Below are 13,492 nucleotides of genomic sequence, written 5' to 3'. Positions count from 1 at the left end.
TCACCAGTATGTCCCTGTCAAGGTCCTGCCTGAAGGTACACAAGTAATTAATGTCTTTGCTGATGGTTCGCTGAACAAAACCTTAGTGTTTACTGAGGCAGGCCAAGTACAAAGAGTTACCATCAAGATCCCCAAGAAAGCACAGCTTATCTATGGAACCATGAAGATAGAAGGGAAACCGTCAGAACCATGAAAACAACGATGGAAGGAGGTTATGTTACCATGAAAAATAACACGATGCGTACCATTCTCGGAATTATACTTCTATTAATCATATTGCCTACTGTTCTTTCATTCAGCGGACAGGGAAACAATTATGATGTGGTGTTTACGCTCAACAGTTTTGTGAGTAATAGCAGTTCGTATAATGGCTATAGTACCCAACTGTATGGAAGTAAATTTCCAAGCATACAGGGCAGTGGTTCTGGTTATAACCTCCTCGAAGGAAGTGTTTATTTCAAAAAAATTGCTGCAGAGAACGTGTCCTTAGCTATTGATAATACAACCGTCTTTTCTGAACGTGGTGTCTTCCGTGATCCAGTAACCGTACAAGGCATAGCAGCCGTGCTCCAGGATTATCTTACGTACTGCAGTCCAGATGATCAGGGTTATTGTCTTGTTCCATTCCTGCTCTTTTCAGCAACTCCTGCAGATTTAAAACTCTATAACCTTGAGATTACAACAAAAGAAATGAATGCTGCTCCACGCATAACTGTTACCTTAATACCAGAAAACCCAGGTCCGGATGATGATTTAGTCTGCTCTGGCCAAACGTATGATCTCAATGATGATCTGCTGACGGTGTATGCTCAGGTTTTGTTTAAGAAGGATCTTGTAGGATTTACCGAGCAACCTCTTCGCCAGGTTCCATGTGTGAAAATAGGATCACCAGGAAAGTTTGTTTGTAATACCACGATTAGTGCATCAATAACACAAGAACGACAAGAGGTAACGTGTACTATGCAAGCCTTTGATGGTGATTTAACCAGTGATTGGGAAACTGATACCGTTATTATTGGGGCCCTTGATGACGCTGATGATACTGTCGAGCCCTTACCTTCAGTTGTGGAACAACCACAAGACTCTCCTGAGCACATCATTAGTGCGCCTGAGAACGACTCCAGGGATTATGAACCATTGATAACAACGCAGATCATTGAAGAGGAAGTAACCAACATTACGGAAACAGAAGAGCGTGGAATAGGGAAAAAAATGACTGACAATTTCAGCCGTCTGGTGAATCTGAGTATCTTTCAACGAATTGACCAGACAAAAAACGAAACCATCGCTTAGACACGCACACTGGTAAACAAATAAATCATGTAGATGATATATAAGAGAACAAGGATCCCTCCCTCTACGCGGTTAATCTCTCGATAGGTTGTAGCAAATACCATAAACAGAAGGGTAAAAAACACCATTATCAGTGCATCAACAAACAGTATCATAGGATTAATGGTTATTTCAGTAACGAGTGTTGTAACGCCCAAGACAAGGAATATATTAAAGATATTGCTGCCAATAATATTGCCTACCACGATGTCAGTTTCTTTCTTCATTGCTGCAACAATGGTTGTAAAGAGTTCTGGTAATGATGTTCCTAGGGCAACAAGTGTTAAGCCAATAAAGGTTTGACTAATGCCAAGGAGTGTTGTTAATGCTGTTGCACCATAGATAAACAAACGTCCACCAATAAAGAGCATGAGGATGCCACCGACCATCAAAAGAATATTTTTCCAAAGAGGGTGCGTATGGGTATACTCTTCAGAAAACTCATGAACAATTGCTTTTCGTTGGTGTTGTGCTGATCGTACGATGTAATAGATAAATATACTAAAACCGACAAGAAAAATAACGCCGTCAACCAAGGTAAAGCTGTACACATTTGTTCGGAAGAGATACCAATCATTCCCTAAGATAAGAAACAGAAATGCAGCTGTAATCATAAATGCCATCTCATGCATGAGGGTCTTTGTTCGTATGGCAAGGGGATAGATGAGAGCGCTTAGTCCAAGAATAAGGCCAATATTCACGATGTTACTTCCCACCACATTGCCCAGCAAGAGATCAGTATTTCCGGTAACCGCTGAAACAAGAGATACAATGAGCTCTGGCATAGAGGTGCCAAATCCTACAATAACAAGTCCTATAATCATTGGATTGATCTTCAGAAATCGTGCAAAATCTGCTGACCCCTCAACAAGGTACACTGCTCCCTTAGTAAGTAATATAACACTGACTATGCACACGATAGCAAAAACAAGGATATCCAGCATATGACCTCTTTTACAAAAGATGCCGGTGAGGGGATCCGAACCCCCGACCTCTAGATGACCCGGTCATGAACTTGAGGCTATTGCCCCAAACTCACGCATATGAGTTTCGCTTTCTTGGAAACTAGCGCTCTAACCAGGCTGAGCTACACCGGCTTTATGAAGGTAAAGAAATCCTAAAGGATATATAAAGATTTTTAATAAGAACCGTTCAAGGCTTGTTTGTTGTGCATGATGCGAACATCGATGTTCTTGAACCTTCTCAGTGGTGGTAACAATAGAAAAGTTTAAAAAGGAAAGAGATTTACCGTATTTATGTCAACCGAAGTTACTCGAGGAGGTAGTCTTAATATCCCTCACGCAGGGAGGATTGTTGTTCCTAATGGATCAGCTTTTAATGAGTATACTTCTTCAGGAAAAAGTGATACCTTAAGCACAGAAGACGTTTCAAGCATTACTGCTGACTTTGATGCTCGAAGAACACATTTTGAGAGGTTTTATGCGTTAGCTACTGAAGGAAACTTACTTCAACAGCTTTTAGAATTGACTTCTCGAACGAGCTATATGGGTGCTACGCTTGCTGAGGTAAGGGAGAGGGCTTCGTTGAGAAACGATCTCGCTGAATTGATCCATGGTGATGACACCAAATCCTATTTTATTGCAGAACACTTACCGTGGGTAAGTATCCTGACTCATGTTTTTATCAGCACCCCTATTCCAGAAAACCGTGAAGCAGTTGCAGAAGCTCAGGAAAGCTTGGATCCCCTAGCTGCTCTTGCTGCTCAGGAGCGTAGTTTTTATGATAGTTTTCGTGCAGGAATAAGAGTCCCTGTTTTACGCGATGGTGCTTCTTTTGGAGTTCAGGGATTAGAAAATGCCTTAGAAGTTACTGTTTTCAGTGATGATCATCCCCTAAGACCACAGAGACTGTCAGCAGATGCAACTACAGTTGACGTTGGAGGTCGTTCGTACTATAATGCTTCTTTAGCAGATCGAGAGAAGTATCCATTTGTGCTTATGCCAGAAGGATCAAAGCTTTCTTTACGGATAAAGAATAGAAGTCCAGATAAGGTCTATATGGTTGTTCCATCAGTTAACGGGATGCCTGTCAGAGTTCAAAGACTCAACTTAGATTATAGTGGTTTTACTCGTTCTTCTCTTCCTGTTTCAAAGATAACAGCAGAAAAGACGTATCTGAAGCCAGGGGATGAAGTGGATTTTGCCAGATTCCATGTAGACGCCATGCAAATAGTAAGTGGAAGAGAGGGTTCTAGCCTCTATAGAGAGGATATCAGTGACCTTGCTTTTTTGTTTGGGAGGATTTTTGATAGAAATGTCAGTTCCGAAGCCAGATTATTGGTAGACCATTTTGATGATCCTCATCTCCAAGGAAAAATAATGTACGAATCAAGGATCAGAGCTGTGATGGAATTCCTCGGTTATATTGCTGGAAGCGGATATTATAACAGCAGGATAGCAAAGGAAAGTGACATTCGACTAGGCAGGCCTGAAATTGCAAAAGGTAAAACATCCAGTGATCTTGCAAATCCCCATTTAGGATCCATTGGTATTAGTGTTGTAGAAGTGTTTCCTCCTCCAAGAAAGGCAACGCATGAACACGTCTTTGTTGGAATTGACTCTTCTAGGCTCTTATACTCGGGAGGACTCTCCCGTAGTGTTGGAGGTATGGGAGTTACTGGCGCAGCGCATATTACTGGTGGACCTGATCGAGCAGCAGAAAAAACTGATTGGTATTCACAATATCAATTTGATAGTAATATTCATCGCTTTGTAGGTTACGTTCCCTTAAATGTAAATGCACTCCGGTAAGAATTATTTTTTATTTTTCTGGAGTATCTTCTTGTAGTATCCAGTTCTTCGATCATTGAGTAAATCATTGAGGGGAGTGTATTTCTTATCTCTTGCTTTTTCGAGATCTATATCCACTATTTTTAGTTCTTCATGATCAGTGCTTGATGCTAGCACTTCCATTCGTGGTCCTATAACCTCACTACCTCCTTGGAAACAATGACCGCGTTCTTTGCCAACTCTGTTCACGGCAATAACATACACACCATTTTCCAATGCTCTTGCTTTCATTACCGTCATAACACGAGAAGGAGGAGATACTAAGTTCATAGGACAACAGATGATATCACTGCCTTGTAATGCCAATACTCGAGCAGCTTCAGGAAACATAAAATCAAAACAAATCATCAAACCAAGGTTGGCATCTCCTGCACGAAATACCTGTAATTCAAAATTTCCTGGTGTAAAAAGTTTCTTCTCATTAAGGTAGAGATGTATTTTCCGATATTTACTGATAAAACCTTTTGGTCCAACTAGGATAGAAGAGTTGTAAAAGCATGAATCATCTTGTTCAGCCAAGCCACCAACAAGAAAAAGATTGTTTTCTTTGCATAGTTTTATCCATGTCTGGGTTGTTTTTCCTTCGGGAACTTTTTCAGCTACTCCTCCTAGCTCGTGTTTATCATTGAACATATAACCCGTGTTACATAATTCGGGTAGAACAAGCAGGTCTGCTGTATGTTGTGAAACAAAATGCGCAATTTTTTGATTATTCTCGTGGACTTTTCCAAACTTAGGATTGAACTGCAGAAAACCAATTTTCATGGTGTCAATTATTTTTTATTCGGAAAAACTTGTATACCCTGTTTGTTGATCGTCATAGGAACTGGGCCACGTTCATGATTGGTCTGACGCATCTTGACAATGCGTAATGCACGATCAGCCTCTCCACCTAAACCACTACTATGCAGCGTGATAACAGCATCTGCCACAAATTCTACCACACCGTCACGGCTGTATTGCCCACCACTCATATCTAACGGCGTCTCTCCAGCAACCTCTGCGCTAATAAGGGTCGTGCAATCAAGCTTCTTTAATCTCGTAATAATGGCAAAGAGCTGTTTTCTGATCATGTAGGCATCTTTGATGCTCATCGTCAGTAAAGATAATGAATCAAGGACAACCCGTTTCACTTTTTTCTGTATGATCGCATTGGTGAGTTCTGCCTGAATATCAGCCAAGCTTGTGGGTTGAAAATATCTATAGGTACACATGTCCTTTTGTTCAAGGCTATCCATATCCCATCCAAATCGGATGACATCTTTCTTTAAATGAACAGCATCTTCTTCAAAAGAAACAATCAACCCAGCTTCATTGGAGGTTACAATTCCATAATAGATATACTGCTGAAGAAAAATAGTCTTTCCTGCACCTGGACCTCCGCTGATTAAATTAACTGATCGTTTGACAAAGCCGTCTTCCATCAGCTGGTCCATACCAGGAATTCCCGACGGAGTTCGTTCTGGTTTTGTAATCATGGAGACTAACGAATGGTTGTTCTATATAAACTTTTATATTTTCCTCTCTCTGTTTTTGAGACGCTGAAATCTCACTGTTCTGTTTTCCTTGCGATGAAGAAATAGAGTAAAGCTCCAATCCCTGGAATGAGAATAACAATTACCCATAAGATTTTCTTATACCATGGTAATGAAGGATTGGTCAGCGCATTGATGACCATAAATATCATAAATACAAGGATGAGTATCCCAAAAGCATAGCCGAAATAGCTCAAGGAAGTATTTGCTGTTTCCTTCAGCCCGTAACGAACAGCATCTTCTTGGGAATAGATGGGCAACTCGACAACTTCCATTTTATTGTATGCCTGGTTATAATTATCCTTGTATTCAACCAGAAGGTTCAGAGGAATGCTTTGGCTTTCTTCATTTGTTGGATGAATCATAAATTCAGCAGTCTCGTAATCATCGCTCTCTAAATTTCCAAGGTACACTTTTTTTGCAGATAACACTTGATAGGCAGCACTTTCCTTTAATTCAAGGGTGACAAATTTTAAGGTACTCGTGCCGGTATTCGAAAGACTGATCACAATATTACCATTATCAAGCTGCTCATAAACCTCAGAGTCCTCAAGGTTGACCAAGAACTGGGGTTTGTCATATACCATCATGCCAAAGGTACCATTTCTCGCATAGCTTACTTGTTGCTCATCTTGATACGAGAGTTTATAGAGGATTTTATGGATTTGTGAAGCGGCATCAGGATCAGTAACAAGGGTGAAGGTAGCACTTTTCTCCTCTTGCGATCCTAAGCGAACAATAGTTTTTTCATTGGTCGTATGAAACGGTGCAAAGGGCACATTGTCAAGTTCCAATTTTACCTGGACATTCTTTAATGTTCGTGCTGCAAGATTACGGAGCGTTAAGGTAACGTTAACTTTTTCCCCGGGATGCACTTGATCAGGATCAGTCTCTACTTCCATAACCGCGAGAATGGCATCCTGTGCCTTAATAGTAATGTTGAATGGGCTAAGCTTGGCCCATCCTCCCTCCATAACCTGATAGCGGAGTTCAAGTTGATTCTCTCCTTCTAAGGCTGCACCATCAACACGCAAACGGTACTTTACCACGACACCTTCTGATCCTTTCTGTTGTGCTTCAAGAGTACCAATATCCTTTCGTGCAGATCCGACTACCGAAAAGGGAAAGGCAGGCAGGAGTTCAATACTTACATTCTTACCTGGCTCTGTCCCTTGATTTTCAACTCTAAAACGGACATCAACATACTGCCCTGGTTCTCCAGGATCAGGATCTTGGTTGATAAGCGTAATGACGATATCATAGCTTGAGCTGAATGGATTAGCAACGTTAAGTGTGGTCGTTTGCGCCATAACCAGCGAAATACCTGCTAGGAAAAGAAAGAGGATTAACAAGATTCTGCTATTGCTTTGCATGCCCTGAATAATGAGAACTGTCTTATAAATATTGTGATTACTGTAGAAAGCTTTATAAGTTTAAACAGATTTCTGTGTATAGACATATTTCATGAGGTGAACCATGGCAACAATAACCCTCTCAATTCCTGATGCAGTAAAAAAGGAAATGGAGAAATTTCCAGAGATCAAATGGAGTGAGGTATTTAGGAGTATGATTATACAGAAGGTCGAGTTGTTTAAGGCGCTTCAAAAAAATGGTGAAATATAATGGCGTCAGTAACCTTTACCATCCCAGACAAAGTCAAAAAAGATATGGAAAACCTTTCTTGGGTAAATTGGTCTGAGTTGGCACGAGAAGAGGCATTAAAAAGAGCAAAGCTTGCAAGGGAGTTTGAGGAATTCAAGAAGATCGTTTCAAAATCAAGGTTGACTGAGAAAGATGCTGACCACTTTGCTGAAAAGGCGAAAGCATCGATGCATAGGCAGCTCAAAAAAGAAGGCTTGATATGATTGGAAGCAGTTATTGATGCAAACGTCTTTTTTAGAATTCTTATCTCCGAAGGAGAAATTGTGGACATAGTATTCAATCCAAAACTACGATTGTTTGCTCCAGAAAAACTTAAGGAAGAATTTCTGAAACATAAAGAAGAAATCGGTGCAAGGGCATGTTTTACTAAGAATGAACTTGACATCGTTGTATCACTTCTCCTAAATCGAATTCACTTTGTTCCACGAGAGGAATATAAGAATCAACTGACACAAGCAAGAGAATTGCTTAAAGGGCATAACAAAGATGAGGATTTCTTAGCACTCTGCTTAGCGAAAAGATGTAAACTCTGGACATACGAAACACGATTCTTCAAAATAAAGTATGCTATTTCTACAAAAGAGCTTGCTCATACATTGTAATAACGGCCAATTTGTTTCTGACTTCCGTAACTGTTTATCAAGACTTTGCACCTATTGATCTCTTCACCAGTGTATCGATATGCTCAAACACTTTCTGATTACCTTCTCGGTGATACGTTTTCAGGTTCTTTTCAAAAAAACCAAGCTTAGTGAGGAACAAACGTATTCCAGCGACAGTAGTAGTCTTACGGTACATACCATATCCCAAGCGTTGGAGATATAATGCATTGATGACCTGTTCGAATTGTTTCTTGACAGGAACAGAAAGGATTGGTTTTCTCCAGTGGATAGCTTCTGACATAAGGCTAAAACCACCATTCGTCATAACTGCTTTGGCTTGGGAAAAATCACGAAAGAATTCCTCTTCATTAAAGAGTTTGCACTCTACATTCTGGTCATGCATCTCTTTGTTAAGCCCATAGACAATAAACTGCTCTGGAATCTGATGTAACGTCGGCAAAAGTCGTGTGTTTGACTGCGAAGTTTGATAGACTAGGATATGCTTACCCTTTCGTGGTTTTTGGTCGAGAATTGGCTTGCGTAAGATAGGTGGGACTAAGGTTACATTTCTTGCCAAGAGCTTTGGATAAAAAAACGTCGTGATAAGGTGATGAGTTGCTTTTGGATTCATCAATCGAACAACTCCCTTTGCCTTTAACGCATCACGGAGAAGATTTTTTGGATAGGCAATTGCAGTCTTGGTAAGGATGTGTTCGTTATCAATGGTAACGACGGGAATTTTAAGCACGATAGCACCCTGACAGGTGTATGGCTCGAAATCTGTCATGACTATGCTTGGTTTAAAGTCCTGTAATAGTTTCATGGTCTTGACAAAGCTAAGGATCAACTTTGGTGATCGCTGCAGATTAAGAAAAAAGGTAGCTGCATCACTCACTTCATTGTTTCGATAGATAAAGTGAAATCCTTCCACGTTAATGAGTTGTTGTGCATAGGAGGGATGAAGATAGTTGTATGCTCTGCTTGAGGTTATAATCTTGAGTTCATGGCCTTTGCTGGATAAGTAATCAAGAATAACTTTACTTCGAGTAACGTGTCCCATCCCCTCTCCACAAATACCATACACAATCTTGGCCATCGTTCTCCTAATTATCCATAGGTGCTTATTTATCCTCTAATAGATTCTGCAGTTTTTTCTGAAGCTCTTTTTTATTTGCGCACAATAAAAGACCTATGGAATCAATAAGTGAAGCGTACTCTTTTTGGCTTAATCTGTCTCATTCTCATTTTTCCTCGATAATTTATCTTAAAGCCATCGGGTGTTTAAAAGAGACTTTAATATTTAAATGTTCTTTCTTTTGGACGTAACTAAGCATTTTTGGATATAATGTCCTGACATAAATGTGCTGATACTATCGGTTTACTCATTATAAAAACAATCCTCAACTTGTTTTCGATACGTCTGCACAATTTGTGGATACCTACTAATAATCACGAGTATGTCTCCTTTTTGATTCATGAATTTACTCTGCAGATCAAAATCTTGGAGTGAGCGAAAGTGTTTGAAGTGTTTATAGAATTGGTGAAGCATTGGTTTCATCGGATCAACATCATCAATATGTGATTCAAGCAGACAATTTCCAATGACAAGGCTATCTGAATAATTTGCTATGTTTGGCTGTCCAATAACAATATGAAATCCAAGAGACTGAAGTGACTTTTGTGTGAACCTATCAATGATCTGCTTGCCCCGACAGGCCACATAGCAGTCATGTGTTCTTGTAAAACTCTTTATCCAGGCCATCTGTTCTGCAGAAAATAACAAGGGAAATAAACGTTGCACTTGGATGAAAACTTTTTTTTCTTCACTGGTATTGAACCAGGCATTGTCAACACCTTTCATGATAAAACTCATCACTTCACGGATATTTCTGAAACTGAACACCTGGAATTTATCTTCCTTTGATACCTGCTTGGTGAGAAATGTTCTGCGATGATACCTCAGATAAAGATCAGCGGTTTTTTCGCAGATCTCTTGAATCCATTCCTTGTCGAGTTCATAGTTATTCCCTTTTTTTATCACTATACCTTGCGCAACCAATTCGCGAAGTGCCTTGAAGACTGCCTGGCGAGAAATGGTTTTGTGTTGTTTCCGTAAGAACCAATAATGGATCTGTTTCAATGACATTGGCCATTGTTCCTCAAGGGCGTTGATGATGAGACTTTTTGAGGTTTGTTCTTGTCGGTTATTCAAAAGGTGTAATACCATAACCTTAAGAAAGGGCTATGTGATTTAAACCTTTTGGTTGACAAGAGTGAACCAAAGGTATTTGTGTCATCTCCTGTATTGTTACTTACGTGTTCCTAATGATGAATGAGAGAGTATATAACAATCGAGCATATAACGATCGAATGGATGATTCGCTTACAAAACTTCAGTCGCCAGCAGAACCACCTGTTGCTAGTCTTGAAGGAACGGTAGTTACCTTAGAACGGTATCAATTACAGTACGGTGGACACTGGAACAGGGATGATTCTCACCAAAGGCCTCATCCTCTTACTCCACGAGAAAAAGGAAATCTTCTCATACAGCTTGTTGGATCCATGTGGGTAAATCCAACGCCTATTGAGGATCTTATGGAGGTTGGTGATGCAGTCTTCTATAACTTTAAGATGAGTTATATAGCCGGTCTCGATGGTCTCGCAGAAATATTAGCAAAAGAAAATGGAATGCAACCGATCTCTGATGAAAAAATTTCTCAGAGGTATCCACTATGCAAACCTTATGATGTAAAGACTGCGAGGCTCGAGAAACATTGGTTCATCGGTATAGATGAATCATCTCATCAATTTGTTGCAACATATCAAGGTCGAGTTCTCATTCATGGTTCTTATGACAATCAGCATGAGCTTGAGAGGAATATTTGTCTTATTGATGAAGTCCTTGGTACCTCGCGATCACAGAGGTTTACTCATTTTATGAGGAAATCATGGTTGTATAGTTATTCTGCTTTTGGTTTAGGACCGCTGCTTGGTATTGGAGCAACCATTGGATACGCCCATTATTCTTCTGCTCAAGGAAGTTACGATGGTCTTGTTGGGCTTCTTGTACTCCTTGCACCAATGGCCTTTACCCTACCAGTATCATCTTTTATTCGTGCGCAGTACATCCAATCTCGTATCAACAGGATTTCTGAGAACCTTCCAAATTATACATTTACCCTGTTTAAGAAGTCCCAATAAGTATTTAGAATCTTCTCGGTTTTTCTTACCTGTGAAAGGGTTACTTTTCTGAGAAATGTTATATAATTGAGAGTATTTCTATTATCTATGCCAAGGATAATGGTTACAGTTCCATGATTTAGATGTGAACGGCGCAGACATGAATGGATACTGAGAGTCAAGGTAAAAGAAGATTGAATGCTTCCTGAAGGAGATAAAGTAAAATGGAAACTATTGCTGTCTGGGAAAATTACCTGAAAGGTGAGACTCTTCTTAGAAATCGAGGGTTCACTAATAAATTAATCTATCTCTTACAATCTAAGATAGCATCTCAGGAGATTTCAGGTGCATTCTATACATTCTATACTCATGATTTGCAGCAAACGCACATTAAAGTTGGCTTGTTGATAAATGAAGATTATGATGAGAGTAACATAAAGCAAGAAATTGCAAATTTAATTAATGATAATCTCTCGCAGCAAAGCGATACCAGAAAAGATATACTTTTTTGCCCTACCAAAATAGAGAAAACAACAGGGATAATTGCTTGTTGGGCTTTTGATTTATTGAAAATTGTAAGAGACAAAAACAATCAAGATATTGCAGAAGTATATAGGAATATATTCTGGAGATTATCTAACAGTTTTGGCGTGAAAAGAGATGAGATTCTTATAAATTTTGGACAATTTAAACAGAAATATCCACGTTATTTTTTAAGCCAGTTTTTGCTCTCTTCAATACTAGAGAAGGAAATAATTGACAGTTACATCATTGAGTTCTGTAAAAAAATAAAAGATTGGATAGAAGGGAACGTTTTGGATAAGAAAGAGATTTGGTTTTTGTGTGACAGATTATTTCACCATTGTAATAATTCTAATAATAAATTTGGATTCCCACGGGGAGATGAATATGAAATTTTAGAGAAACTAATATCTAAAATACAGAATGGCTAAACAGAAACTCAAGCAAACTGAAATAGGAATGATTCCGAAAGATCGGGTGTGACATGGACAAAGTCAAAGTCTTAAACAAAGAAGTTGGTTTTTATGTTTATAATGATCAAGATTATATCTGTCTTACAGATATTGCCAAATACAAGGATCCTGAAAGAAGTGACTACATTATTCAAAACTGGCTTAGGAACAGAAACACTATAGAGTTTTTGGGTATATGGGAGAAGGTGAATAATCCTCATTTTAATCCCATCGAATTCGATGGCTTTAGAAGACAGGCAGGATTAAACAGTTTCATCTTAACGTCAAAACAATGGGTGGAGAAGACAGATGCTATTGGAATCATATCAAAACCAGGAAGATACGGAGGAACATATGCTCATAAAGATATTGCCTTTGAATTTGTATCTTGGGTATCTGTCGAATTTAAGCTATACTTAATCAAAGAATTCCAGAGATTAAAGGAAGAAGAGAACGAAAGAAAAGCATTGGGGTGGGATATAAAAAGAAATCTTGCAAAAATTAACTATAAAATCCATACTGATGCAATCAAAAGGCATTTAATTCCTCAAATAATATCAAAAAATGAAGAAAACCTGATTTACGCAACAGAAGCAGATATTCTAAATCTTGCATTGTTTGGCTTAACGGCAAAAGAGTGGAGCAACCAGAACTCAAAATTAGACGGAAATATGAGAGATTCATAACCCTTATTAACCAGGAGAAGCTAGGAATAGGTATGGAAAAAAACAAGCAGGTCGAGAAAGCAATCTTTGCTGCTGGCTGTTTCTGGGGAGTTGAAGAAGCCTTTCGTACCCTTCCGGGTGTTATAGCTACCCGTGTTGGCTATACTGGTGGCAAAACAAAGAATCCAACCTATGAAGAGGTTTGTTCTCACACAACTGACCATGCAGAGGCTGTTGAGATAACCTTTGATCAGCAGAAGATTTCCTACGAAGTATTGCTCGATACCTTCTGGCATATCCATGATCCAACAACGAAAGACAGACAAGGTCCTGATATTGGTAGTCAATACCGCTCTGCTATTTTTTTTCAGAACAATGAGCAGAAAGAAAAAGCACAAGAATTTCTAAAAAGAATTGAAACATCAGGAAGATATAAACAACCGATTGTTACGGAGATTACCAAAGCAGCTGTTTTTTATCCAGCCGAAGAGTACCACCAACAGTATTACCAGAGGCACAAGCTTACAGGCTTTATTTGTCATGCATTTGCTAAGAAGTAAAGTTTTTCTCGTGTTATACCTACATTGCTTTGTTAATGAACCCCGCCAGAAATCCCCAGCTTGCGCCTAACTGAATCTTATTCTTCGTGCGCAAGCGGTACCTTTAGGTAGGGGATGAATGGCGTTTTTATAGAAGAGTTATTCTGGATCGTTTTGTTGGCAAAGTGGTGAG

The 13,492-nt window shown here is 39.3% G+C and carries 16 protein-coding genes and 1 tRNA gene; 10 read left to right on the top strand and 7 right to left on the bottom strand.

Going from position 1 to position 13,492, the window contains the following annotated elements; all coding sequences use genetic code 11:
- Together HYW21_06555 and HYW21_06550 are read left to right on the top strand one after the other, a co-directional pair.
- Positions 1-193: hypothetical protein (locus tag HYW21_06555; GenBank protein ID MBI2548984.1), on the top strand; the 193-nt coding region annotated here is incomplete at its 5' end.
- Entirely contained in the window at positions 190-1,293 is a 1,104-nt protein-coding gene (locus tag HYW21_06550; protein MBI2548983.1) for a hypothetical protein, read from the top strand. The genes HYW21_06555 and HYW21_06550, both read left to right, overlap by 4 nt.
- On the opposite strand, the gene HYW21_06545 is transcribed toward HYW21_06550, so the two are convergent.
- A complete protein-coding gene (locus HYW21_06545; protein ID MBI2548982.1) occupies positions 1,290-2,276 on the bottom strand; it encodes a calcium/sodium antiporter in 987 nt (328 codons plus the stop codon). The genes HYW21_06550 and HYW21_06545 overlap by 4 nt on opposite strands.
- A gap of 20 nt (positions 2,277-2,296) precedes the next feature.
- A tRNA-Met gene (locus HYW21_06540) sits at positions 2,297-2,429 on the bottom strand.
- A gap of 159 nt (positions 2,430-2,588) precedes the next feature.
- On the opposite strand from HYW21_06540, the gene HYW21_06535 reads away from it, so the two are divergent.
- Entirely contained in the window at positions 2,589-4,103 is a 1,515-nt protein-coding gene (locus HYW21_06535) for a hypothetical protein (GenBank protein ID MBI2548981.1), read from the top strand.
- Positions 4,104-4,106: 3 nt separating this feature from the next.
- Here HYW21_06535 and HYW21_06530 read toward each other — a convergent pair whose 3' ends face one another.
- The 3 genes from HYW21_06530 to HYW21_06520 form a co-directional block, all read right to left on the bottom strand.
- Entirely contained in the window at positions 4,107-4,907 is an 801-nt protein-coding gene (locus tag HYW21_06530) for an acyltransferase (GenBank protein ID MBI2548980.1), read from the bottom strand.
- Positions 4,908-4,915: 8 nt separating this feature from the next.
- Positions 4,916-5,620: a hypothetical protein gene (locus tag HYW21_06525; GenBank protein MBI2548979.1), complete on the bottom strand. Its 705-nt coding sequence runs from the start codon at positions 5,618-5,620 to the stop codon at positions 4,916-4,918.
- A 71-nt stretch (positions 5,621-5,691) separates the two neighbouring features.
- Positions 5,692-7,050 (bottom strand): PLDc N-terminal domain-containing protein, encoded by a 1,359-nt coding sequence (locus HYW21_06520; protein ID MBI2548978.1) that lies wholly within the window; start codon positions 7,048-7,050, stop codon positions 5,692-5,694.
- Between the two features lie 103 nt (positions 7,051-7,153).
- On the opposite strand from HYW21_06520, the gene HYW21_06515 reads away from it, so the two are divergent.
- The 3 genes from HYW21_06515 to HYW21_06505 are packed head-to-tail and all read left to right on the top strand — an operon-like array spanning position 7,154 to position 7,941.
- On the top strand, positions 7,154-7,300 hold the full coding sequence (locus tag HYW21_06515; protein ID MBI2548977.1) for a hypothetical protein: 147 nt from the start codon (positions 7,154-7,156) through the stop codon (positions 7,298-7,300).
- Positions 7,300-7,542, top strand: a complete 243-nt coding sequence (locus HYW21_06510) for a hypothetical protein (GenBank protein MBI2548976.1) — start codon at positions 7,300-7,302, stop codon at positions 7,540-7,542. The genes HYW21_06515 and HYW21_06510 overlap by 1 nt, the downstream gene beginning before the upstream one ends.
- A complete protein-coding gene (locus HYW21_06505; GenBank protein MBI2548975.1) occupies positions 7,543-7,941 on the top strand; it encodes a hypothetical protein in 399 nt (132 codons plus the stop codon).
- A gap of 37 nt (positions 7,942-7,978) precedes the next feature.
- On the opposite strand, the gene HYW21_06500 is transcribed toward HYW21_06505, so the two are convergent.
- A complete protein-coding gene (locus tag HYW21_06500) occupies positions 7,979-9,037 on the bottom strand; it encodes a UDP-glucuronosyltransferase (GenBank protein MBI2548974.1) in 1,059 nt (352 codons plus the stop codon).
- Positions 9,038-9,319: 282 nt separating this feature from the next.
- Positions 9,320-10,168: a hypothetical protein gene (locus HYW21_06495; GenBank protein MBI2548973.1), complete on the bottom strand. Its 849-nt coding sequence runs from the start codon at positions 10,166-10,168 to the stop codon at positions 9,320-9,322.
- A 143-nt stretch (positions 10,169-10,311) separates the two neighbouring features.
- Here HYW21_06495 and HYW21_06490 point away from each other — a divergent pair, with 143 nt between their 5' ends.
- The 4 genes from HYW21_06490 (at position 10,312) to msrA (ending at position 13,320) form a co-directional block, all read left to right on the top strand.
- The gene (locus tag HYW21_06490) at positions 10,312-11,142 is read left to right on the top strand and encodes a hypothetical protein (protein ID MBI2548972.1); all 831 of its coding nucleotides are present in this window, start codon (positions 10,312-10,314) and stop codon (positions 11,140-11,142) included.
- Positions 11,143-11,345: 203 nt separating this feature from the next.
- Complete coding sequence (locus tag HYW21_06485; GenBank protein MBI2548971.1) at positions 11,346-12,074, top strand: hypothetical protein; 729 nt, start codon at positions 11,346-11,348, stop codon at positions 12,072-12,074.
- A 53-nt stretch (positions 12,075-12,127) separates the two neighbouring features.
- On the top strand, positions 12,128-12,781 hold the full coding sequence (locus HYW21_06480; protein MBI2548970.1) for a KilA-N domain-containing protein: 654 nt from the start codon (positions 12,128-12,130) through the stop codon (positions 12,779-12,781).
- 32 nt (positions 12,782-12,813) lie between these two features.
- Positions 12,814-13,320 carry a peptide-methionine (S)-S-oxide reductase MsrA gene (gene msrA, locus HYW21_06475; protein MBI2548969.1) on the top strand — a complete coding sequence of 169 codons (507 nt, stop codon included), beginning with the start codon at positions 12,814-12,816 and terminating at the stop codon, positions 13,318-13,320.
- The last annotated feature ends 172 nt before the right edge of the window (positions 13,321-13,492 follow it).

The sequence above is a fragment of the Candidatus Woesearchaeota archaeon genome, assembly GCA_016187565.1.
Classification (GTDB): Archaea; Nanobdellota; Nanobdellia; order Woesearchaeales; family JACPJR01; genus JACPJR01.
This window is presented reverse-complemented; position numbering and strand designations above follow the sequence as displayed.